Genomic DNA, 19,871 nt, shown 5'->3' on the forward strand with positions numbered 1-19,871 from the left:
TTTGAACGGAGCGGAGTAAATGTCTGAAAAACTGAGTGAAAGATTTAGCCGGGGTGAGCTGCTTAACGTCAACTGCCCGTCCCGTGACGTGCTGAAGCGCGTGACCAGCCGCTGGAGTGTGCTGATCCTGTTAGCGCTGCAGGGTCAGACGCTGCGCTTCAGCGCGCTGCGCCGGACGGTGGGGGGCGTCAGTGAGCGGATGCTGGCGCAGAACCTGCGCTATCTGGAAGAGGATGGCTTCGTGCAGCGTATCGCCTATGACGTGGTGCCGCCGCATGTGGAATATTGCCTGACTCCGCTGGGTCGCGAAGTCGGTGAGCAGGTTGTCGGGCTGGCTGACTGGCTGGAGCTGAACGTGAGCCGGATTCTGGCGCAGCGCGAAAAATCCGCCGCAGAGTAGTTCCCCTCTGTTTTCCGGCCTCCGTCTCCACGCGACGACTCACTCTTCAGGCGCTCGCGCAGTTCTCCGGCTGCATCCGCTGTGACGGATTCTCTTCGGTGCCAAAACGGCAGAGCGCAACGGCGGCACAAATAACCCCAGCGGCCCGTTGCCGCTTATTAAACCGTTTTTTCTCGCGCGGGTCCGGAATAATCGTCGGCCTGCGTGTGACGTTTAATTCAGCTCTGCTTTTTGACTCATTTTATTAACATTTACAGCTGCGCTTAAATCGCTTTCTTCCCGGTTTTTCTATGCGGTTTTAATGGCGGTATTAGCAGGGTTATGCGAAAAAGCAAACAAAGCGGCAGAGATAAAAGCTTGCGGTTTTAACCTGTTAAAAAACCAAGCGATTTAATTTTTCCTCTATCATTTTTGACCTTTACCTGAGTGGGGTTTATAACAAAATAGTGTCTGAAAACAGGCTGTTGAAGACCTTTTTCATGCAGGCCTGACTCAGACCAGTCTCTCTTTTTACGGGTGGTGTTACTGTAACATTAGCGACACATAAGTGCGCTTAAATTAACCTTTAAGCCTTATTTTTAAATAAGTAATTCCTGCTAAAAACAATGATCAGAATCAACAAATACTGTTATAGTTTTCATTCATCCCACTGTTTCTGTTTCCGCGTCGCAAATAGTTTTAAATTTGCGGCGGGAATTTCAATAAGCGCAGAGAAACCCGCGCATCAGGCTTAAGTTGTTAATTATAAGTAAATACATGGTGTTCTATGTGGCAAAGAGGTAAGCAATGTTCGGATTAGATGCCTTTCATCTGGCCAGGATTCAGTTCGCATTTACTGTGTCCTTCCATATTATCTTTCCCGCCATAACCATCGGTCTCGCCAGTTTCCTGGCCGTACTCGAAGGTATGTGGCTCAAAACCCGCGAGCAGTCTTATCGCGATCTCTACCATTTCTGGTCCAAAATCTTTGCCGTTAACTTCGGTATGGGTGTGGTCTCAGGGCTGGTTATGGCGTATCAGTTCGGGACTAACTGGAGTGGCTTCTCGGCTTTTGCCGGGAGTATCACCGGCCCGCTGCTGACCTATGAGGTGCTGACGGCGTTCTTCCTGGAAGCGGGTTTCCTGGGCGTGATGCTGTTTGGCTGGAATCGCGTGGGGCCGGGTCTGCACTTCTTTGCCACCTGTATGGTTGCCCTCGGAACATTGATTTCGACCTTCTGGATCCTCGCCTCTAACAGCTGGATGCATACGCCGCAGGGCTACATCATTCAGAATGGCATCGTGGTTCCGCAGGACTGGTTCAAAATCGTCTTTAACCCCTCTTTCCCTTACCGGCTGTTCCATATGTCGGTGGCGGCCTTCCTGGCGAGCGCGTTTTTCGTGGGATCGTCGGCGGCCTGGCATTTGCTGAAGGGCAACAACAATCCGGCTATCCGCCGTATGTTCTCGATGGCGCTGTGGATGGCACTGATTGTCGCGCCGATTCAGGCGATGATCGGTGATGCGCACGGCCTGAACACCCTGGAACATCAGCCTGCCAAAATTGCAGCGATTGAAGGGCACTGGGAAAACCCGCCGGGTGAAGCCACACCGCTGATCCTGTTCGGTATTCCCGATATGGAGCAGGAGCGGACGAAGTATGCGCTGGAGGTGCCGTACCTTGGCAGCCTGATCCTGACGCACAGCCTGGACAAGCAGGTTCCGGCGCTGAAGTCGTTCCCGAAAGAGGACCGTCCCAACTCAACCGTTATTTTCTGGTCCTTCCGCGTGATGGTGGCGCTGGGCCTGCTGATGATTACGCTGGGCGTGGTCAGCCTCTGGCTGCGTTTCAAAGGACGTCTCTATGAGTCGCGTCCTTTCCTGTGGTTTGCGCTGCTGATGGGGCCATCGGGTCTGATTGCGATTCTGGCTGGCTGGTTCACCACCGAAATTGGTCGTCAGCCGTGGGTGGTTTATGGCGTGCAGCGCACCATCGATGCGGTGTCGGCGCATGGTGACATTCACATGAGCATCAGTCTGCTGGCCTTTATTCTGGTCTACAGCTCGGTGTTCGGGGTGGGCTACCACTACATGATGCGTCTGATTAAGCAGGGACCGGTTACTGGCGAAGGTCATATCACCGAAGAGGGTGGACCCGGACAGAAGAAAACGCCGGCGCGTCCGCTTTCGGCTGCCACCTTTAAGGATGGAGACCACTAAGATGATCGATTTTTCTATTATCTGGTTTGTAATTATCGTCTTCGCAACCCTGATGTATATCGTGATGGATGGCTTTGACCTGGGTATCGGTCTGCTGTTCCCGTTCAATAAAGATGCCGGTGAGCGCGACATGATGGTGAACACCGTCGCGCCGGTCTGGGATGGTAATGAAACCTGGCTGGTGCTGGGCGGGGCAGGCCTCTACGGCGCGTTCCCGCTGGCCTACGCGGTGATTGCCGATGCGCTGACCATCCCGCTGACCGCCATGCTGATTGGTCTGATTTTCCGCGGCGTCGCCTTTGAATTCCGCTTCAAGGCGGTCGAAGGTCATCGCGCCTTCTGGGACAAGTCATTTATTGCCGGTTCGATCATCGCTACCTTCAGTCAGGGTGTGGCCGTGGGCGCGTTGCTGGATGGCATTCCGGTTGAGGGACGCCGTTTCGCCGGTTCCGCCATGGACTGGCTGGCACCGTTCCCGCTGTTCTGCGGCGTCGGTCTGGTGGTGGCCTATGCGCTGCTGGGCTGCACCTGGCTCATCATGAAGACCGAAAATGAGCTGCACCGCAAAATGTCCGCGCTGGCGACACCGCTGGTCATCGCACTGTTAGTGGTTATCGGGATTGTCAGCCTGTGGACGCCGTTTGCCCATGGCGACATCGCGCATCGCTGGTTCAGTAAGCCAAACCTCTTCCTGTTCCTGCCGGTTCCGGTGCTGGTGCTGCTCTGCTCGTGGGGCATTGTGCGCGCCATCAAACGTGAAGCGCACTACTCTCCGTTCCTGCTGACGCTGGCGCTGATCTTCCTGGGCTTCTCCGGACTGGGCATCAGCATCTGGCCAAATATTATTCCACCGTCAGTGACCATCTGGGCCGCCGCGGCACCGCCACAGAGTCAGGCCTTTATGCTGGTGGGTAGCCTGCTGATCATCCCGATGATTCTGGGCTACACCTTCTGGAGCTACTACGTGTTCCGTGGAAAAATCAAAGCAGACGCAGGATATCATTGATATGAAAAGTCTCAGCAGCATGAAAAACCACAACGAAACGAAAGCTGACAATGGCGCGAAAGCGCCCTGGTGGAAGCGCGTCATGTGGCTGGTGTTTATCTATGCCGCCAGCGTACTGGCGCTGGGTGTTGTTGCCTCTCTGTTCCGGATGATGATGACGGCGGCGGGGATGCGCAGCCATTAATTGTCCCGGTAACGGCGGTGGGTGCTGCTAACGCGCAGGCTCAGTGCGGCGCAGATTTTTTTAATCATCAGGAGGCTGGCGGGAGCCAGCCTTTTTTAGTTAGTAACCTAAGCAATTAATGCGAAATCGCCCCGCATGGGCGTGTTCGCCATACCCTTTCCTTACACCGATTCGCGATTTTTGTTATTCTTTTGTAACGAAATTCTCAGTCTTAACCCGCGTCGTAAATCGCCATCATGCTCAGCCAGGCCATCAAAAAACAGCACATTCACGACTTAGTCGAATGGATAGAAGCCAATCTTACCGACGACCTCAATATCGATCAGATCACCCTGAAATCGGGCTACTCCAAATGGCACATGCAGCGCATGTTCAAGGAGATGACCGGACAGACGCTGGCGGCCTATACCCGCAAACGGCGTCTGACAATGGCCGCCATGGCGCTCCGGCTGACGCGCATGACGCTCATCGATATCGCCGTTCGCTTTGGCTTTGATAACCAGCAAAACTTCACCCGCGTATTCAAAGGGCACTTCTCGCTGACGCCCGGCGCGTTTCGCCGTTTTCCTCATCTGCCGGTTAAAAACTTTCACGGCCGTATACTGGCGCGTTCGCTGGATGAGCGCGCGACGCTGGTGGAGCGCGAGGAAGAACTGCCTCTCTGCGGCGAGACGCTGGAGTGGGAGTGTCAGTTCGGTAATTACATCGCCGACCGCGAACACCGGGTAGCCGACCAGGCGCGGCAGCTGGTGGCGCTGGCGGGCAGTCATGTGAAGCAGGGGTGGTTAGGCTTTCAGTACGGACCCGGCCACAGCTCGGCTGACCAGCAGAATATCAGCCTGTTTCAGGCGCTGGAGCCGCAGCATGCGGCGCTGCTGGGCGAGCATACCGTCAGCTGGCGCGAAGAGCGGGGCCTCTATGCGCGCATCCGCTGGAGCGGCAGGCCAGAGCAGCTGACGCGTTTTATTGAAGATATCTATTATCAGCATCTGCCCGGACTGGGTGTGTCACGCCGTCAGGGCAAAGATCTGCTGAGTCTCGATTTTACGCAATGTCAGCCCGACTGGCTGAGCGGCGTTTTTTCCATTCCGGTTACCCGGGCGTAGTCAGTGGAGCAGGGCACACTGCCAGCGGCGTGCCGGATGCATCTTTCGTGCGGTGAACCGTGATAAACCGCACGATTTTATAAAATAACTCTCCGTTCTGGCGTAAAATTCTTCTCCGAAACCCTGCTGTACCTTAATCATCGTGCATCTGTAGCAGGGCTGGAATAATCATCTGCATTTCAGGCCGTTCACGGCCAGAACACAAACGAAGACACCTATGCGACGCTTAATAATCTCACTGATTCTGGCATTGCCCGTTATGGCAATGGCACAACAGGCTGAACCCTTCTCACCGCCAGCCGGACTGCATCCGCACTCTCAGAGCGCCGGTCATGAAATTGTGGGTGATGGTGAGCTGCCGGAACAGAACAGCAGTAATCACTGCTTCTCCGGATTCGGCGATACCCTGTAACTGTGAATGCGCGGCCAGCCCCGGCGGCGCAGACGTTGCCCGGCTCATCAGGAGCCGGACAGCCTGACCCCTCTCTGTTCACATCCGCTCTTCTCTGATTTGCCGCTGCCGCGTCTGAGGCTTCGTTTCCGGGCCGTCTCTGCTGCGCGTCCGGCGAGGCCTGCTCTGCGGCTGACCTTTGTTCTTAACGCCTTCCCGCTCTCTGTTAAATCCAGGGCCTGCACTCATCGCGTCGGTATAAAATATATCTTAAACCGTCGGATCGCATTTTTCGTCATTGTGCTCAAGATATATCATCGCTTATCTTCTGGCTTCAGATGAGAATGATTGTTATTAACTAATCATCGCCAACCCTTTGAATAACGGGTATCTGTCCCGTTCCAGGAGAGACATTTTGCCAGCATCAACGAATCCGCGCGTGCCGCAGCGCGTCCGAAACGAACTGCGTTTCCGTCACATCCAGGTCGAAAGCAAAACTCAGATTGCCGGGCATTTCTGGCGCATCCGCTTCAGTGGCAGCGATCTGGCGGGCTTTACCTCACCTGGCTTCGATGACCATATCAAGGTTTTCTTCCCGACGGCAGAAGGGGCCGAACTGGCGCTGCCGCAGATCACCGATGGAGCGATTGTCTGGCCCGGGGGCGAGCGTCCACCGGCCCGCGACTACACGCCGCTGGAATTTGATGGCGAGTCGTCACTGACGCTCGACTTCTATATTCATCAGCAGGGTGTCGCCAGTGACTGGGCAACCCAGGCGAAGCCGGGCGATCGGTTAGTGATCGGCGGGCCACGCGGTTCGCTGGTGGTGCCGGCCGATTACGCCTTCCAGCTCTATGTCTGCGACGAAACCGGGCTGCCCGCCTTTTCACGTCGTCAGCGCGACGCCCGGGCGCAGGCCCTGCATCTCTACGCCTTTACCGATGAGGCAATGGGCCGTGACTACCTGCCGGACACCACCGGCGTGACGCTGAACTGGCTCGGCAGCGGTCAGATGCAGACCGCGCAGCTCAGCCAGCTGATTGCCCGGCTGGATCAGGTGACATTCCCGGCGGAGGATTACTTTATCTGGCTGACCGGTGAAGGTGAGTTTGTGAAGGCGCTCTGCGACTACTTCACGATGCAGCGCGGCATCAACAGTGACTTCGTGCGGGCGGTGGCCTACTGGCACCAGAAGTAACCGGCGCTGACAATTGAGTTTTGCCTGGCGGCAGACTACCATCAGGCTCCTTTTTTCGCAGGCCAGACTATGAAACAGCACCCCACGCCCTTTTCCGCTGACGACCCGAGTGCCCGCACAGGCGGTTGTGGCGGGCGGCGTAAACGCCGCGAAAAAATGCTGGAAGCGAGTGAGATTCGTCTGCTGATGCTGCATTTTCTGTCGCAGCATGCGGCGCACGGTTATGAGCTGATTAAGTCGGTTGAGGAGCTGTCAAAAGGGGAGTACACCCCCAGCCCGGGGATCATCTATCCCAACCTGACGCTGCTGGAGGAGATGGAGGCGATTGAGGTAGTGGATGCTCAGGCCGCGCGCAAAGCGTATCGCCTGACGGCGGCCGGTAAGGCGCTGCTGGCAGATAACCGCGAAACGGTCTCCCGCCTGATCATGCGTCTCTCCACGCTGGCGATTCTGGTCAACAATCGCAGCATTCCCGCCGTCGAGCAGGCGATTTACGGACTGAAAGTCGCCCTGAACCAGCGGCTGGCGCAGGAAGATATCTCTGATGCCGCGTTGCAGACGCTGATTGCGGCCCTGCACGACGCGGCAGAGAAAATTACTCACAGCTGAGCCGGATAGCTTAGCCGATCTCCGTTTTGTTTTTATCGATGTGGCCCAGCGTGCGATCCGGGAAACAGATGTCGCGCACCCGCTGTTTCAGCGTGGTCGCATCAGGAAAGCCGCCATCCCGCTTACGTTCCCACAGCAGATGCTCATCCAGCATGATCTCAAACACACCGCCGGTGCCGGGTTTCAGCGTCACCTCCGCCAGATCCTCAGCAAAGGTATGCAGAAGTTCCTGTGCCATCCACGCTGACCGCATCAGCCAGTTGCATTGCATACAGTAGTGAATAACTACCACAGGTTTTTGCGCCATAACTCTCTTCCTTACGTATTGATAAATGCCAGTGCATTCAGGTTAAAAAAGTGTGCGCTGTGGTCGTTTATGAACTCATAAAGCTATTTAAAACAGTGCTTTAATTCCATTTTCTCGGGTCAGAGTCTCGCTCAGTGTGCTGTTCTGCTTTTTTGCGGCTTTTATGCAGCGCCGTCTTTGTCATGTCAGCAAGCAAGTGAATACTAACAAGTAATCAAAGGATTCGCTGCTCTGTTACCTCATTTTTGGCGAGGGAGATAACGACGCTGGCGTAGCAGGTGCTCATCCGCGCCGCTATTTATTGCGGCTCTGAGAGACATCACGACAGCAATAAACACCGATTTACGAAGGCTGGCGGACTACTCTCATCCTGTTTCGCAGCAGGGCGCTTTGATCAACTGAACGCCTTTTTTTCTGCCGGGCAATCTGACCGTTTCGCTTTAAAAACATTGCCTTGCGTCTATTTGTTCACCGATTTTGCGCTATACCTGGAGTTCCGGACTGACGATTAAGGAAACCATAATGGCAAAATCATTAGCGCAAACGGCTGAACAACTGGGCACACTTTTACTCTCTTCCGGACTGCATCTGGCGACCGCCGAATCCTGTACCGCCGGGCTCATCAGCATGACGCTGGCGGCGGTGGAAAGCAGCGGTGACTTCTACACCAGTGGATTCGTGACCTACAGCGATAACGCCAAAATCCGTCTGCTGGGCGTGCATCCCGCCACGCTGAAACAGCACACGGCGGTGAGCGAACAGACGGCGCGGGAGATGGTACAGGGTGCCTGCGCACGCTCGGGTGAGCCGGTGGGATTGTCGATTACCGGCTATGCCGGGCCGGATGGCGGTGAAGATGGCACCCCGGCAGGCACCATCTGGTTTGGCTGGGTCCTGCCCGACGGCCGGGATGAGGCGGAGTGCCACCGGTTCAGTGGCGATCCGAAATCGGTGATGGAGCAGGGCACGCAGTTCGCGCTGGAGGGGCTTATCAGACGGTTGCAGCAGAGCACGCTCTGAAGGCGCGAAGCGCGCCTTCAGAAGCCGTCAGCGGCAGTCGACAATCAGCCGGCCCTGCACTTTTCCGTCCAGCAGATCCTGCGCACCCTGTTTCGCCTCACTCAGCGGGATAACCCGGCTCAGCCGGCTGAGCCGTTCGCCATCCAGCAGCTCACCCAGCCGCTGCCACGCCTGCTGGCGAAGCGGTGTCGGGCAGAGCACGCTGTCCACACCGGCAAGCGTGACGCCGCGCAGAATAAAGGGGGCGACGCTGGCAGGCAGGTCGAGACCCTGCGCCATACCGCAGGCAGCTACCGCGCCGTCCCGCCGGGTGGCGGCCAGCACGTTCGCCAGGGTGTGGCTGCCCACGCTGTCTATCGCGGCAGCCCAGCGCTCTTTTGCCAGCGGCTTGCCTGGCTGCGACAGCTCATCACGATCGATGACTGAGGTCGCCCCCAGGGTGTCGATCAGGTAGGCATGGTCGCTGGCGCGTCCGCTGGAGGCGATAACCTCATATCCCAGCCGCGCCAGCAGGCTGACGCTGTAGCTGCCGACGCCGCCGCTGGCACCCGTCACCAGCACCGGCCCGTGGTCAGGCGTGATGCCCTGTTTCTCCAGCGCCATCACACAGAGCATCGCGGTCAGTCCCGCGGTGCCCATTGCCATCGTCTGTAGCGGAGTGAGAGAGGCGGGAACGCGCACCAGCCAGTCGCCGCTGACGCTGGCTTTCTGTGCCAGGCCGCCCCACTGTTTTTCGCCCACCCCCCAGCCTGTCAGCAGGGCCATATCTCCCTCTTTCCAGTCGGGATGGCGGCTGGCGGTGACCCGGCCCACAAAGTCGATACCCGGCACCATCGGGAACTGGCGCACAATCGGGCCTTTGTTGCAGATAGCCAGGGCATCTTTGTAGTTCAGGGATGAGTAGCTGACGTCGAGCGTGACATCGTGGTCGGGCAGTTGCGATTCGGGGAGATCTTTGAGCAGGGCGCGGTAACCCTGCTCGTCATTTTCAATGATCAGTGCCTTGAACATGCATCCTCCAGGAGTGTGACAGTGAGGATGAGTGTACGCCCGGCAGAGGCAATGCGGTAGGGCAAGGGTCAGGCCAGGGGGCAGTGAATCCCGCTCACGCGCATCGTCAGCCGCCGATCGCACTCTGCATAAATCTGCATATATTTCATATAATTAGTCGTGCTGTTAATTTGTTTCTGTAAATTATCCATCAAAAACAGTGTGTTATCTTTTTTGTGGCCTGCCGGATAATTGCCTGGCTCGGGTTGTCCACGTAAAAAAAAGATGACATCATGACCGCCACTTTTTGGCCCTGTTTATACATCACAGAGGACGTCGCCATGTCCGGTTCACCGCGCACCCGCCCGGATTACCGTTCGCTCTTTCCGGCGCGCACCGGTTTTTCCTCTTTCCTGAACACGCTGCGGTTCCCCATGCGGTGAGGCCAGCCTGGCAGCGGCCGGTTATCTGCTCTTCAACGGCTGCACAATGCCTTCTGACGGTTTTCACTGACATTCTTCGCCGGGGCGCTGTCCCCATGATTGTGCCACGGGCACCTCCTCCCTGCCGTTAGGGACGCTTTATGACTCCACTGAAAATTGCTGCCAGCGCCGCTGTGGCGCCCAGTCTGACTCTGAACACCGCGCGCGATGTGGTGACGCTGGATAACACCGACTTTACCGATGTCGCGGCGGTTGTCGTCTCGCTGGCGGATACCCGCAGCGGCATACTGACACTGCTGCGTCATACCGGGTTCGACCTGCCGGTATTTGTCGCCAACGCCTTTGAAGAGGAGGTGATGCACCTGCCCGGCGTCAGCGGGGAGCTGAATGGCGATCCGCAGGAGTGGATTGCGCTGGAGGCGGCCGCGCAGGCCTATGAAGCGGCGCTGCTGCCGCCCTTTTTTGAGACGCTCTCCCGCTATGTTGATATGCAGAACAGTACCTTTGCCTGCCCCGGTCATCAGGGCGGCGCGTTCTTCAGGAAACATCCGGCGGGTAAACAGTTTTATGACTTCTATGGCGAAAATGTTTTTCGCTCGGATATGTGTAATGCCGACGTCAAACTGGGCGATCTGCTGATCCACGAAGGATCGGCTAAAGATGCGCAAAAGTATGCGGCAAAGGTATTTAACGCCGACAAAACCTACTTTGTGCTCAACGGCACCTCAAGCGCCAATAAAGTGGTGACCAATGCGCTGCTGACCCGGGGCGATCTGGTGCTGTTTGATCGCAACAACCATAAGTCGAACCACCATGGCGCGCTGATCCAGGCGGGGGCCACGCCGGTTTATCTGGAGGCGGCACGCAATCCTTTCGGCTTTATTGGCGGAATTGATGCGCACTGCTTTGATGAGGCCTATCTGCGCGAGCAGATCGCGGCGGTTGCGCCCCAGCGCGCAGAAGAGGCGCGGCCTTTCCGTCTGGCGATCATCCAGCTGGGCACCTACGACGGCACGGTCTACAACGCGCGTCAGGTGGTGGATCGCATCGGTCATCTGTGTGATTACATCCTGTTTGATTCCGCATGGCTCGGCTATGAGCAGTTTATCCCGCTGATGGAAGGCTGCTCGCCGCTGACGTTAGAACTGAACGAGAACGATCCCGGCATTTTTGTCACGCAGTCGGTGCACAAGCAGCTGGCGGGTTTTTCACAGACTTCGCAGATCCACAAAAAAGATAATCACATTCGCGGACAGCGCCGCTTCTGTCCGCACAAGCGTCTGAATAACGCCTTTATGCTGCACGCTTCAACCAGTCCGTTTTATCCGCTGTTTGCTGCGCTGGATATTAACGCCCGGATGCATCAGGGCGAGGCGGGGCGTCGCCTGTGGGATGAGTGCGTCACGCTGGGGATCGATGCGCGTAAAGCGATCCTGGAGCGTTGCGAAATGATCCTGCCGTTCGTGCCGGAGCGCGTGGCCGGGCAGCGCTGGCAGGATGCGCCCACGGAGACGATCGCCCGCGATCTGCGCTACTTCAGCTTCGAACCACAGGAAAAGTGGCACGGTTTTGCCGGTTATGCGCGCGATCAGTATCGGGTCGATCCCTGCAAGCTGCTGCTGACCACGCCGGGGATCGATGCCGCCAGCGGGGAGTACAGTGATTTCGGGATCCCGGCCACGATTCTGGCGAACTATCTGCGCGAAAACGGCATTGTGCCGGAGAAGTGCGACCTCAACTCGATCCTGTTCCTGCTGACGCCAGCAGAGAGCCCGGAGAAGATGGCGAATCTGGTGGCGATGCTGGCGCAGTTCGAGCAGCACGTCAGGGATGATGCGCCGCTGGCCGAAGTGCTGCCGACGATCTACCGTAAAAATGCGCAACGCTATGCCGGTTACACTCTGCGTCGCCTCTGTCAGGAGATGCACGATCTTTACGTCAGTCACAATGTGAAGGATCTGCAGCGCCTGATGTTCCGCGCCGCGGAGTTCCCGCCGGTCAGGGTGAATCCGCAGGATGCCCATCAGGCGTATATTCGCGGTGAGGTCGAGCTGGTGCCGATAGCCGAGGCCGCAGGACGGATTGCCGCCGAGGGCGCACTCCCTTATCCGCCGGGTGTGCTCTGCGTGGTGCCGGGAGAGATCTGGGGCGGCGCAGTGCAGCGCTACTTCCTGGCCCTGGAAGAGGGGCTGAACCTGCTGCCAGGCTTCTCGCCAGAGCTGCAGGGCGTTTACACCGAAGAGGATGAGCAGGGACGTAAATATCTGGTGGCCAATATGATGGTGAGGGGGTAGCTTCGCTGCGCGAAGGCGCTGGATTAGCAGCAGGCTGGCACTGAGAGGGGTTCGCCTGCCAGGCGTGAGGGAGTTATCACCTGGCGGTGGGCTGCTCTGAGAGGGTTTCGCCCGCCAGGCGTGAGGGAGTTATTACCTGGCGGTGGGCTGGCTCTGAGAAGGTTTCGCCCGCCAGGCGTGAGGGAGTTTCAGTTCGCCCGTGCAGGCGGACGCGTCAAGGGGCGGACGCCCGCCCCTTAACAATCCCGGCGTCCGGCAGCCTCCGCGCCCCGCGTTGCGGGGTACCTTCGTCACGCCCTGTGGCCGACGGACCGTCCGGACTCGCCATCCCTGGCTCGTGCCGTCCTCTCGCCGACGTCCTGTCGGCTCATCCTGGCCTCCGGTTGCTCCTCAGCGCGCCGGATGCCTCTCCCACACCCCCGCCTTTGATATCTTCGTTTCTCCTGAATGGAGCGTTGTCTGTTTGCACCGAAGCCAAAGACATTCTTTAAAACTCACCGCAGTAAAGTTCTTAACAGTAAAAGAAGAGATAACAGCGGGGAGGGAGGCCGTCTGAACCGCTGAGCGGATGAGGGATTTCAGGACGAGCGACAGGGATGTCGCGAAGAGGCGGGTTCGCGCCAGGGATGGCGCGTCCTGCCGGTCCGTGAGAAATCCGGAAGAAGCGAAGGGACCGCGAAGCGGCGGTGAGGCAGGCCGGAGCCCGGGGTCAAGGGGGCGCGGCGACTGGCGCCCCCTTGTCGGTCGCCTGCAGAGGCGAAGCTGAAACTGCCCAACCCGTTGGGCGAACGAAACCTTCTCATAGCCCGCTCGCGCAGCGAACACCCCCGGATCCAGTCAGAACCCCCGATAACTCCGCTGTGCGGTACTCACCTTATACAGATAACGGCGCGACTCCGCCGACGGATGCTGGCTGGTCAGGATCTGATAGACCCTGTTCGGCGGCAGGTCGTTAATCATCGCGAATGCCCGATCTTTATCGCTGGAGAAGACGCGAAGAACGCTGCCTGCACCACCGTTGTAGGCGGTGATCACCGCATAGCGGCGCGACAGCGGATCCTGAATGCCGCCCAGATAGCTGCGCTGCAACAGCGACAGATAGGCGGTGCCCGCATCGATATTGTTCTCCGGGTCCAGCAGATAGCTGCGGCTTGGCTTGCCCCATTTCCCCTTCATGCGGAACACGTCAACACCGGCGGTGTGCTGCACCACCTGCATCAGGCCCAGTGCATCGGAGTGGCTCACGGCGTAGGGGTTAAAGCTCGATTCGGTCTGCATAATCGCCAGAATCAGTGACGCATCCACACCATACTGTTCGGCGGCTTTGCGCACCATCGGCAGATATTTGTGGGCACGCTTATCGAGGTGGTTCGGCACCATCGGAATTGTAATGGTGTAAATCACATGCAGACCCGACGTGCGGCGCTGCAGTTTGTGCTGGATCAGATAGTCAGCAAAGGCTTCAGCGCGGCCCTGCCAGCGGATCGGCTGCCCGGTGTTATCCAGCACCTGACCATAGAGCAGTGGCTCTTTACTGATCACGATATCGTTGGCATCGGAGTAGAGATCGACATTCCCCGGATCGTCGCCAATCAGCAGGGTGGTCACGATCGCCTGACGCAGGCTGGCCATGGGATCGGTGCCCGAAATCGTCTCGATAGTCAGCTTACCGCTTTCAAAGTTGATGTGGCTGCGGGTGTAATAGTTGTCGCTGTATTTGACGTAATCTTTGGGTCCGGCGATCAGGACCTCATTGATACCCCAGATATTCTCAATATTGTGAGCAAACTGCCCCATCAGAATATCAAAGCCGTTAGTGTCTTTTACCCACTCTTCGTGGAACTGCTGTTTTTTCGACCCGGAACAGGAAACCAAAAGTGGTGCTATCACCAGCAGGGCGATTAATTTTTTATTCATTGGGAATGCAAGCCTGACCTGGATAACCGGCCCCAGCGATGAGGCCCGAAAATTTACGCTTCTGGCGGTGTATAGCCTTCGATGTGAACGTCTTTGCCTTCGAACAGGAAGTTGACCATCTCCTTCTCCAGGACTTTACGATCCTCAGGATTCATCATGTTGAGCTTCTTCTCGTTGATCAACATGGTCTGCTTCGCCATCCATTTCTGCCAGGCTTCTTTCGAAATCTCGTTGTAAATGCGCTTACCCAAATCGCCCGGATAGAGCTGAAAATCCTGTCCTTCCGCGTCGCGCTGTAAAAACGTACAAAAGATGGTGCGGCTCATTCTTCTTCCTCATTAATCTCACAACTGTCCAAAGCCAGTTGTCGGGGATGGCGCAGCTCGTGCAGCAGGCGCTCAACGGGTGCAGCTAATCCCACAGATGGTGGCAGCGCTAAGTTATACCAGAGACCGCCTGCTTCATCCATCGCCGCCCCGACAGAAGGCCATGCCAGCCACATTGGCACAATATCGAGATGGAAATGGCTGAAGGTGTGACGAAAGGCCGTCATCTGCTGCGGTCTGGCGTGGATGCCGCGTGCCGCCAGCCAGTCGTTCAGCGCCGCTTCGGTGGTGAATTGCGGGAAGCAGAACAGCCCTCCCCATAAACCCACGGGGGGACGCTGCTCCAGCCAGACATCATCGCCATCCTGAATCATCAGGAACCAGCCGCTGCGCTCCGGCAGCACCTGTTTAGGCTTCTTACCGGGATAGCTGGCCCAGCTGCTGCTGGCATAGGCTTCACAGCCGCTGTTCAGCGGGCAGATTTCGCACTTCGGCTTCGAGCGGGTGCAGACCAGCGCGCCCAGATCCATCATCGCCTGGTTAAACTGGCTGACGCCCTCAGCGGGGGTGACCTCTTCACTGATCTGCCAGAGCCGCTTCTCGACCTCTTTTTTGCCCGGCCAGCCGCTGACGGCATAACAGCGGGCCAGCACGCGCTTGACGTTGCCATCCAGAATCGGGAAGTGCTGTCCCAGTGACAGGGACAGGATCGCCCCCGCCGTCGAGCGGCCTACGCCGGGCAGGGCAGAGACATCATCGAAATTCACTGGGAACTCGCCCTGATGAACATCGACAATCTGTTTTGCCGCCTTGTGCAGGTTACGCGCACGGGCGTAGTAGCCGAGGCCGGTCCAGAGATGCAGAACCTCATCCAGCGGTGCCGCCGCCAGATCGCTGACCGTGGGGAAGCGCGCCATAAAGCGTTCGAAGTAGGGAATAACCGTGGCAACCTGGGTCTGCTGTAACATCACTTCAGACAGCCACACCTTGTAAGGTGTTTTCTCCAGCTGCCAGGGCAGGGTTTTGCGGCCAAAGCGCTGATACCAGTCCAGCACCTGTTGCGCGAACTGCGGCGCTTGCATCATAAGAAGGAAAATTTCCGTGTTTACTCTACACTCAGGCAGGAATTCCAGCACATGCGCACCTGGGTGTAAACCGGAAGATTGCAAAGGCTTGCTTCTGCTTATGAACTTTGCATAATGCCCGTTTCCCGGAACAGGCTAACCAGCAGGCTTTTACATGATTAATGACGTCATCACCCCAGAATTTGATGAGAACGGGCGGCCATTGCGCCGGATCCGCAGCTTTGTGCGCCGCCAGGGTCGCTTAACTAAAGGCCAGCAGCAGGCGCTGGATACCCTGTGGCCGGTCATGGGGGTGGAATATCAGCCGGAGCCGATCGATTTAGTCGCGCTGTTTGGCCGCGAGGCACCGGTGACGCTGGAGATTGGCTTTGGTATGGGCGCGTCGCTGGTCACCATGGCGCAGAACACGCCGCATCAGAACTTCCTGGGTATTGAAGTGCATGCGCCAGGCGTGGGAGCCTGTCTGGCCGCCGCGAAAGAGGCGGATGTACAGAACCTGCGGGTGATGTGTCATGACGCGGTGGAAGTGCTGGAGAAGATGATCCCGGATAACTCGCTGCGCATGGTTCAGCTCTTTTTCCCCGATCCGTGGCACAAAGCGCGTCATAACAAACGCCGTATCGTCCAGGTGCCTTTCGCCGAACTGGTGATGCGTAAACTGAAGCTGGGCGGCGTTTTCCACATGGCGACCGACTGGGAAGCCTACGCGGAGCATATGCTGGAAGTGATGAACAGCATTGATGGTTACCGTAACCAGTCAGAACAACAGAATTATGTGCCGCGTCCTGAGACGCGTCCACTGACCAAGTTTGAGCAGCGCGGGCAGCGTTTAGGCCACGGCGTATGGGATTTAATGTTTGAGAGGGTGAAATAATGGCCACACAACGCAGCCGCCGTTTACGCAAAAAACTGCACATTGATGAGTTTCAGGAACTGGGGTTCTCGGTTGCCTGGCGCTTCCCGGAAGGCACCAGCGAAAGTGAAATTGATGAGACGCTCAACCAGTTCATCAACGAAGCGATCGATCCTAACGGTCTGGCTTTTGATGGCAGCGGTTACCTGGTGTGGGAAGGTCTGGTCTGCCTGCAGAAAACCGGCAAATGCACCGAGGAGCATCGCGCTCTGGTCCGCAAATGGCTGGAAGATCACAAGCTGCAGGATGTGCAGATGACGGAACTCTTCGACGTCTGGTGGGACTAAAGGTCAGGTCGGTCAGGCTGCTGGTCTGCCATCCCGGATGGGGCAGAACGCCAGGCCGCCGGCCCGGTTTTAAGAAACACGGTGTCGGGCTGAGGCCCGATCGCTGAACGGTTCCGCACCAGATGTTAGGGAGTAGATATGATGCGTAAAGCGCTTCTTGCTGTGCTGCTGGCAGCAGCGACCCAGGCTCAGGCAGCCTATGAATGCAGCGTTAAGCCGCAGGATGATGTGGTGATTAAGCCGCAGAGCGTGCAGGTGGTCGGTGCCAATGGCAATCTTGAGATCTCGCCGCAGGGCGACGTGCAGTTCAACGGGCAGAAGGTGTCGCTGAGCACAGCGGAACGCCAGAAAGCGATCGATTACCAGAACGCGCTGCGTCGCGATCTGCCGTGGATCGACAGCGGGGCGACCTCACGTCTGGAGAAAGGACGTGCGGCACTGGATCGGGTGATCGTGGAGAAACTGGGCACCGACAGCAACGTCCGCAATCGCCTGAGCACGCTGAATGGCCAGCTGAAACAGCAGATGAACCGCATCATCGAGCACCGTGACGACGGGCTGACGTTCCACCATCAGGCGATCGATAAGGTGCGCGCGGAAGGGGAGCGGCTGGTTCAGTCGACGCTGGGCGGCGTCATGCAGGATAGCCTGAATGAGATGGGCAGTAAGCAGGGCAGTGGCGGCAGCAATCCGCTGCAGGCGATTATGGGAAATCTTGGCGGTCTGCAGCAGTCGATTCAGGCTGAGTGGAGCAAACAGGAGCAGGATTTCCAGAACTTCGGTCACGAGGTCTGTAATCGCGTCATTTCGCTGGAAGATCAGCGTAAGCAGCTGACGGGCGCCCTGAAAAAATAGTATCACGCCTCAGCCGGCCGGGCTGAGGCGCCTTTGTTACTCTTCCGCCAGAAACAGCTCCAGCAGCGAATTCAGAAAAAGTTTTCCTTTCTCTGTAATCTGCCACTGATCCGCCGTTTCCATCACATAACCCGCAGCGATCGCGGCATCCATCTGCGGACGGATCGCCTGCTCTGACAGACCGGTGTAGCGGCTGAACTCGTCGCGCGGTGCTGCTTCCAGCAGGCGAAAGCGGTTCATGAAATATTCAAACGGCTTGTCGCTGTCGGCCACCTCATACTGCTTCTCGCGGTAATTTCCCTGCATGAATCCACGCGGATGACGGGTTTTCACCGTGCGTACAATGCGCCCATCCGGTTGCGTCAGCTTGCCGTGTGCGCCACAGCCGATCCCCAGATAGTCGCCGAAACGCCAGTAGTTAAGGTTGTGCTCACAGCGATAACCCGGCTTCGCGTAGGCGGAGGTTTCATACTGCTGATAACCGGCCTCCCGCAGCAGCTGATCGCCCTGTTCGAAAATATCCCACAGCGCATCATCATCCGGCAGCACCGGCGGACGGGAACCAAACAGGGTGTTGGGTTCGATGGTCAGCTGATACCAGGAGAGGTGAGGCGGATTGAGTGCAATCGCCTGACGCAAATCGTCGAGCGCCTCTTCCAGCGACTGGTCCGGCAGGCCGTGCATCAGGTCGAGGTTGAAGCTGCGCAGTGACAGCGACTGTGCCAGCCGGGCGGCACGGGTCGCCTCGTCAGGCCCGTGAATGCGGCCAAGGCGCTGCAGCTTCTGCGGACTGAAACTCTGAACCCCAATCGAAATACGGTTAATGCCGGCGCGCTGATAGGCGCTGAAGCGATCGGCTTCCACGGTGCCCGGGTTGGCCTCCATGGTCACCTCCGCATCGGGAGCCAGCGTCAGACGCGCCCGCACCCCATCCATCAGCATCTGCATCGCGCTGCTGCTCAGCAGGCTGGGGGTGCCGCCACCAATAAAGATGGTGCGCACTTCGCGGCCATGAATCAGCGGTAGATCGATCTCCAGATCGCGCAGCAGGTGCTGCACGTATTCAACGTGCGGCACCTCATCCTTCAGCGCATGGGAGTTAAAATCGCAGTAGGGACACTTCTGAACGCACCACGGAATATGGATATAGAGACTTAACGGCGGCAGATTAGGCATTACGCATCGCTTCCAGCAGCAGCGTCAATGCTTTACCCCGGTGAGAAACGGCACCTTTTTCCGCTTTGCTCAGTTCAGCGGCCGTTTTACCCAGCGCCGGAACAGAGAAAATCGGGTCATATCCAAAGCCACCGGCACCCGCAGCGGAACGGGTAATTTCCCCCTCCCAGCTGCCGTGGAACACCAGCGGCGTAGGATCGTCCGCATGACGCAGATAGACCAGCACGCAGTGGAACTGCGCCTGACGCTGACCGTCCGGCACGTTTTCCAGCGCCTGCAGCAGCTTCTCCAGATTCTGCTGATCGCTGGCATCTTCTCCGGCGTAACGCGCCGAATAGATACCAGGCGCGCCACCCAGCGCATCCACGGCCAGGCCTGAGTCGTCGGCAATCGCCGGCAGTCCGGTGATCTGCGCCGCGTGACGCGCTTTGAGAATGGCATTCTCGATAAAGGTCAGGCCGGTCTCTTCCGCCGACTCAACCCCCAGGTCACTCTGAGCGACGATATCCAGACCAAAGGCGGAGAGCAGCTCCGCCAGTTCACGCACTTTGCCGGGATTACCGGTGGCGAGCACAACTTTTTGCATAACAGTTCCAGTTTGATTCATTTACAGCAGGTACCAGAGACCCGGGAACAGGTCCATGCCGAGAAAGTTCAGGGCATACAGCACCAGAATGACGATCATCGCGGAGAAATCGATACCGCCCATGGCAGGCAGAATACGGCGAATCGGTGCCATCATCGGTTCGGTCAGCTGCACCAGCAGGTAGTCGACCGGGCCGCGACCCTGGCTGATCCAGCTCATCAGTGAGCGAATGATGATCACCCAGAAGACCAGATAACCGGCCGATTTAATCAGCGACAGCAGGCCGACCAGCAGGTTGGTCGGATCAACCGAGAACACGCCCACCTGAATCAGCAGTAAAATCGGGTATTTCAGCGTGGTCAGGACAAAGGCCAGCAGCAGCGAGGCGGTATCAATCGGTCCCAGTGCCGGAATGATGCGGCGCAGCGGCTTAACAATCGGCTGCGTGACTTTGACGACGAACTGCGCCACGGGATTATAAAAATCGCAGCGTGACCACTGCATCCAGATGCGCAGCAGCAGCACCATGACGTAGAGATCGATCAGCGTTTTTACTAAAAACGTCAGTGTTAACATGAA

General features: G+C 57.5%; 21 protein-coding genes. 13 read left to right on the plus strand and 8 right to left on the minus strand.

Annotation, left to right across the window (positions count from 1 at the left end; all coding sequences use genetic code 11):
* Positions 1-19 precede the first annotated feature (19 nt).
* From FJW00_RS16370 to FJW00_RS16405, 8 genes are all read left to right on the plus strand, one after another.
* Positions 20-400 (plus strand): winged helix-turn-helix transcriptional regulator, encoded by a 381-nt coding sequence (locus tag FJW00_RS16370; RefSeq protein WP_009087181.1) that lies wholly within the window; start codon positions 20-22, stop codon positions 398-400.
* A 786-nt stretch (positions 401-1,186) separates the two neighbouring features.
* Positions 1,187-2,599, plus strand: a complete 1,413-nt coding sequence (locus FJW00_RS16375; protein WP_111208145.1) for a cytochrome ubiquinol oxidase subunit I — start codon at positions 1,187-1,189, stop codon at positions 2,597-2,599.
* A 1-nt stretch (position 2,600) separates the two neighbouring features.
* Entirely contained in the window at positions 2,601-3,605 is a 1,005-nt protein-coding gene (gene cydB / locus FJW00_RS16380; RefSeq protein WP_046102528.1) for a cytochrome d ubiquinol oxidase subunit II, read from the plus strand.
* Positions 3,606-3,624: 19 nt separating this feature from the next.
* The gene (locus tag FJW00_RS16385; protein ID WP_369974600.1) at positions 3,625-3,789 is read left to right on the plus strand and encodes a DUF2474 domain-containing protein; all 165 of its coding nucleotides are present in this window, start codon (positions 3,625-3,627) and stop codon (positions 3,787-3,789) included.
* A gap of 236 nt (positions 3,790-4,025) precedes the next feature.
* Positions 4,026-4,895 carry a helix-turn-helix domain-containing protein gene (locus tag FJW00_RS16390; protein WP_140924965.1) on the plus strand — a complete coding sequence of 290 codons (870 nt, stop codon included), beginning with the start codon at positions 4,026-4,028 and terminating at the stop codon, positions 4,893-4,895.
* Positions 4,896-5,112: 217 nt separating this feature from the next.
* Positions 5,113-5,307, plus strand: coding sequence for a hypothetical protein (locus tag FJW00_RS16395; RefSeq protein ID WP_033736052.1), 195 nt, complete (start codon positions 5,113-5,115; stop codon positions 5,305-5,307).
* Positions 5,308-5,701: 394 nt separating this feature from the next.
* On the plus strand, positions 5,702-6,484 hold the full coding sequence (locus tag FJW00_RS16400; protein WP_140924967.1) for a siderophore-interacting protein: 783 nt from the start codon (positions 5,702-5,704) through the stop codon (positions 6,482-6,484).
* 69 nt (positions 6,485-6,553) lie between these two features.
* Entirely contained in the window at positions 6,554-7,093 is a 540-nt protein-coding gene (locus FJW00_RS16405; protein ID WP_140924969.1) for a PadR family transcriptional regulator, read from the plus strand.
* Positions 7,094-7,103: 10 nt separating this feature from the next.
* On the opposite strand, the gene FJW00_RS16410 is transcribed toward FJW00_RS16405, so the two are convergent.
* Positions 7,104-7,400 carry an Rdx family protein gene (locus tag FJW00_RS16410; protein WP_009087166.1) on the minus strand — a complete coding sequence of 99 codons (297 nt, stop codon included), beginning with the start codon at positions 7,398-7,400 and terminating at the stop codon, positions 7,104-7,106.
* Positions 7,401-7,922: 522 nt separating this feature from the next.
* On the opposite strand from FJW00_RS16410, the gene FJW00_RS16415 reads away from it, so the two are divergent.
* The gene (locus FJW00_RS16415; RefSeq protein ID WP_140029518.1) at positions 7,923-8,420 is read left to right on the plus strand and encodes a CinA family protein; all 498 of its coding nucleotides are present in this window, start codon (positions 7,923-7,925) and stop codon (positions 8,418-8,420) included.
* Positions 8,421-8,447: 27 nt separating this feature from the next.
* Here the strand turns inward: FJW00_RS16415 and acuI are convergent, their stop codons facing one another.
* Positions 8,448-9,431 (minus strand): acrylyl-CoA reductase (NADPH), encoded by a 984-nt coding sequence (gene acuI, locus FJW00_RS16420; protein ID WP_111208358.1) that lies wholly within the window; start codon positions 9,429-9,431, stop codon positions 8,448-8,450.
* A gap of 562 nt (positions 9,432-9,993) precedes the next feature.
* On the opposite strand from acuI, the gene FJW00_RS16425 reads away from it, so the two are divergent.
* Entirely contained in the window at positions 9,994-12,147 is a 2,154-nt protein-coding gene (locus FJW00_RS16425) for an ornithine decarboxylase (RefSeq protein ID WP_046102516.1), read from the plus strand.
* Between the two features lie 837 nt (positions 12,148-12,984).
* Here FJW00_RS16425 and mltC read toward each other — a convergent pair.
* Genes mltC through mutY form a run of 3 tightly spaced genes read right to left on the minus strand, consistent with a single transcriptional unit; the run spans position 12,985 to position 15,475 of the window.
* A complete protein-coding gene (gene mltC, locus FJW00_RS16430; RefSeq protein WP_009087159.1) occupies positions 12,985-14,064 on the minus strand; it encodes a membrane-bound lytic murein transglycosylase MltC in 1,080 nt (359 codons plus the stop codon).
* Between the two features lie 53 nt (positions 14,065-14,117).
* The gene (locus FJW00_RS16435; RefSeq protein ID WP_009087157.1) at positions 14,118-14,390 is read right to left on the minus strand and encodes an oxidative damage protection protein; all 273 of its coding nucleotides are present in this window, start codon (positions 14,388-14,390) and stop codon (positions 14,118-14,120) included.
* The gene (gene mutY / locus FJW00_RS16440) at positions 14,387-15,475 is read right to left on the minus strand and encodes an A/G-specific adenine glycosylase (protein WP_058958117.1); all 1,089 of its coding nucleotides are present in this window, start codon (positions 15,473-15,475) and stop codon (positions 14,387-14,389) included. Before mutY ends, FJW00_RS16435 begins: the two co-directional genes overlap by 4 nt.
* 154 nt (positions 15,476-15,629) lie before the next feature.
* On the opposite strand from mutY, the gene trmB reads away from it, so the two are divergent.
* From trmB to FJW00_RS16455, 3 genes are all read left to right on the plus strand, one after another.
* Positions 15,630-16,349, plus strand: coding sequence for a tRNA (guanosine(46)-N7)-methyltransferase TrmB (gene trmB, locus FJW00_RS16445; RefSeq protein ID WP_046102515.1), 720 nt, complete (start codon positions 15,630-15,632; stop codon positions 16,347-16,349).
* Positions 16,349-16,675, plus strand: coding sequence for a YggL family protein (locus FJW00_RS16450; RefSeq protein WP_009087152.1), 327 nt, complete (start codon positions 16,349-16,351; stop codon positions 16,673-16,675). Before trmB ends, FJW00_RS16450 begins: the two co-directional genes overlap by 1 nt.
* Before the next feature lie 138 nt (positions 16,676-16,813).
* Positions 16,814-17,530: a YggN family protein gene (locus FJW00_RS16455; protein WP_009087151.1), complete on the plus strand. Its 717-nt coding sequence runs from the start codon at positions 16,814-16,816 to the stop codon at positions 17,528-17,530.
* Positions 17,531-17,566: 36 nt separating this feature from the next.
* Here the strand turns inward: FJW00_RS16455 and hemW are convergent, their stop codons facing one another.
* The 3 genes from hemW to FJW00_RS16470 are packed head-to-tail and all read right to left on the minus strand — an operon-like array spanning position 17,567 to position 19,868.
* Complete coding sequence (hemW, locus tag FJW00_RS16460) at positions 17,567-18,706, minus strand: radical SAM family heme chaperone HemW (RefSeq protein ID WP_140924972.1); 1,140 nt, start codon at positions 18,704-18,706, stop codon at positions 17,567-17,569.
* Positions 18,699-19,292, minus strand: a complete 594-nt coding sequence (locus FJW00_RS16465; RefSeq protein ID WP_009087148.1) for an XTP/dITP diphosphatase — start codon at positions 19,290-19,292, stop codon at positions 18,699-18,701. The genes hemW and FJW00_RS16465 overlap by 8 nt, the downstream gene beginning before the upstream one ends.
* 21 nt (positions 19,293-19,313) lie before the next feature.
* Positions 19,314-19,868 (minus strand): YggT family protein, encoded by a 555-nt coding sequence (locus FJW00_RS16470; protein WP_009087146.1) that lies wholly within the window; start codon positions 19,866-19,868, stop codon positions 19,314-19,316.
* Between the last annotated feature and the right edge of the window lie 3 nt (positions 19,869-19,871).

It is taken from the genome of Pantoea anthophila (assembly GCF_006494375.1).
In the GTDB taxonomy this organism is placed as follows: domain Bacteria; phylum Pseudomonadota; class Gammaproteobacteria; order Enterobacterales; family Enterobacteriaceae; genus Pantoea; species Pantoea anthophila.

Bases quoted from the DNA above. Each gene is read 5' to 3' on its own strand.
- FJW00_RS16370 (WP_009087181.1), top strand. From the start codon at position 20: ATGTCTGAAAAACTGAGTGAAAGATTTAGCCGGGGTGAGCTGCTTAAC.
- FJW00_RS16375 (WP_111208145.1), top strand. From the start codon at position 1,187: ATGTTCGGATTAGATGCCTTTCATCTGGCCAGGATTCAGTTCGCATTT.
- cydB (WP_046102528.1), top strand. From the start codon at position 2,601: ATGATCGATTTTTCTATTATCTGGTTTGTAATTATCGTCTTCGCAACC.
- FJW00_RS16385 (WP_369974600.1), top strand. From the start codon at position 3,625: ATGAAAAACCACAACGAAACGAAAGCTGACAATGGCGCGAAAGCGCCC.
- FJW00_RS16390 (WP_140924965.1), top strand. From the start codon at position 4,026: ATGCTCAGCCAGGCCATCAAAAAACAGCACATTCACGACTTAGTCGAA.
- FJW00_RS16395 (WP_033736052.1), top strand. From the start codon at position 5,113: ATGCGACGCTTAATAATCTCACTGATTCTGGCATTGCCCGTTATGGCA.
- FJW00_RS16405 (WP_140924969.1), top strand. From the start codon at position 6,554: ATGAAACAGCACCCCACGCCCTTTTCCGCTGACGACCCGAGTGCCCGC.
- FJW00_RS16410 (WP_009087166.1), bottom strand. From the start codon at position 7,400: ATGGCGCAAAAACCTGTGGTAGTTATTCACTACTGTATGCAATGCAAC.
- FJW00_RS16415 (WP_140029518.1), top strand. From the start codon at position 7,923: ATGGCAAAATCATTAGCGCAAACGGCTGAACAACTGGGCACACTTTTA.
- acuI (WP_111208358.1), bottom strand. From the start codon at position 9,431: ATGTTCAAGGCACTGATCATTGAAAATGACGAGCAGGGTTACCGCGCC.
- FJW00_RS16425 (WP_046102516.1), top strand. From the start codon at position 9,994: ATGACTCCACTGAAAATTGCTGCCAGCGCCGCTGTGGCGCCCAGTCTG.
- mltC (WP_009087159.1), bottom strand. From the start codon at position 14,064: ATGAATAAAAAATTAATCGCCCTGCTGGTGATAGCACCACTTTTGGTT.
- FJW00_RS16435 (WP_009087157.1), bottom strand. From the start codon at position 14,390: ATGAGCCGCACCATCTTTTGTACGTTTTTACAGCGCGACGCGGAAGGA.
- mutY (WP_058958117.1), bottom strand. From the start codon at position 15,475: ATGATGCAAGCGCCGCAGTTCGCGCAACAGGTGCTGGACTGGTATCAG.
- trmB (WP_046102515.1), top strand. From the start codon at position 15,630: ATGATTAATGACGTCATCACCCCAGAATTTGATGAGAACGGGCGGCCA.
- FJW00_RS16450 (WP_009087152.1), top strand. From the start codon at position 16,349: ATGGCCACACAACGCAGCCGCCGTTTACGCAAAAAACTGCACATTGAT.
- FJW00_RS16455 (WP_009087151.1), top strand. From the start codon at position 16,814: ATGATGCGTAAAGCGCTTCTTGCTGTGCTGCTGGCAGCAGCGACCCAG.
- hemW (WP_140924972.1), bottom strand. From the start codon at position 18,706: ATGCCTAATCTGCCGCCGTTAAGTCTCTATATCCATATTCCGTGGTGC.
- FJW00_RS16465 (WP_009087148.1), bottom strand. From the start codon at position 19,292: ATGCAAAAAGTTGTGCTCGCCACCGGTAATCCCGGCAAAGTGCGTGAA.
- FJW00_RS16470 (WP_009087146.1), bottom strand. From the start codon at position 19,868: ATGTTAACACTGACGTTTTTAGTAAAAACGCTGATCGATCTCTACGTC.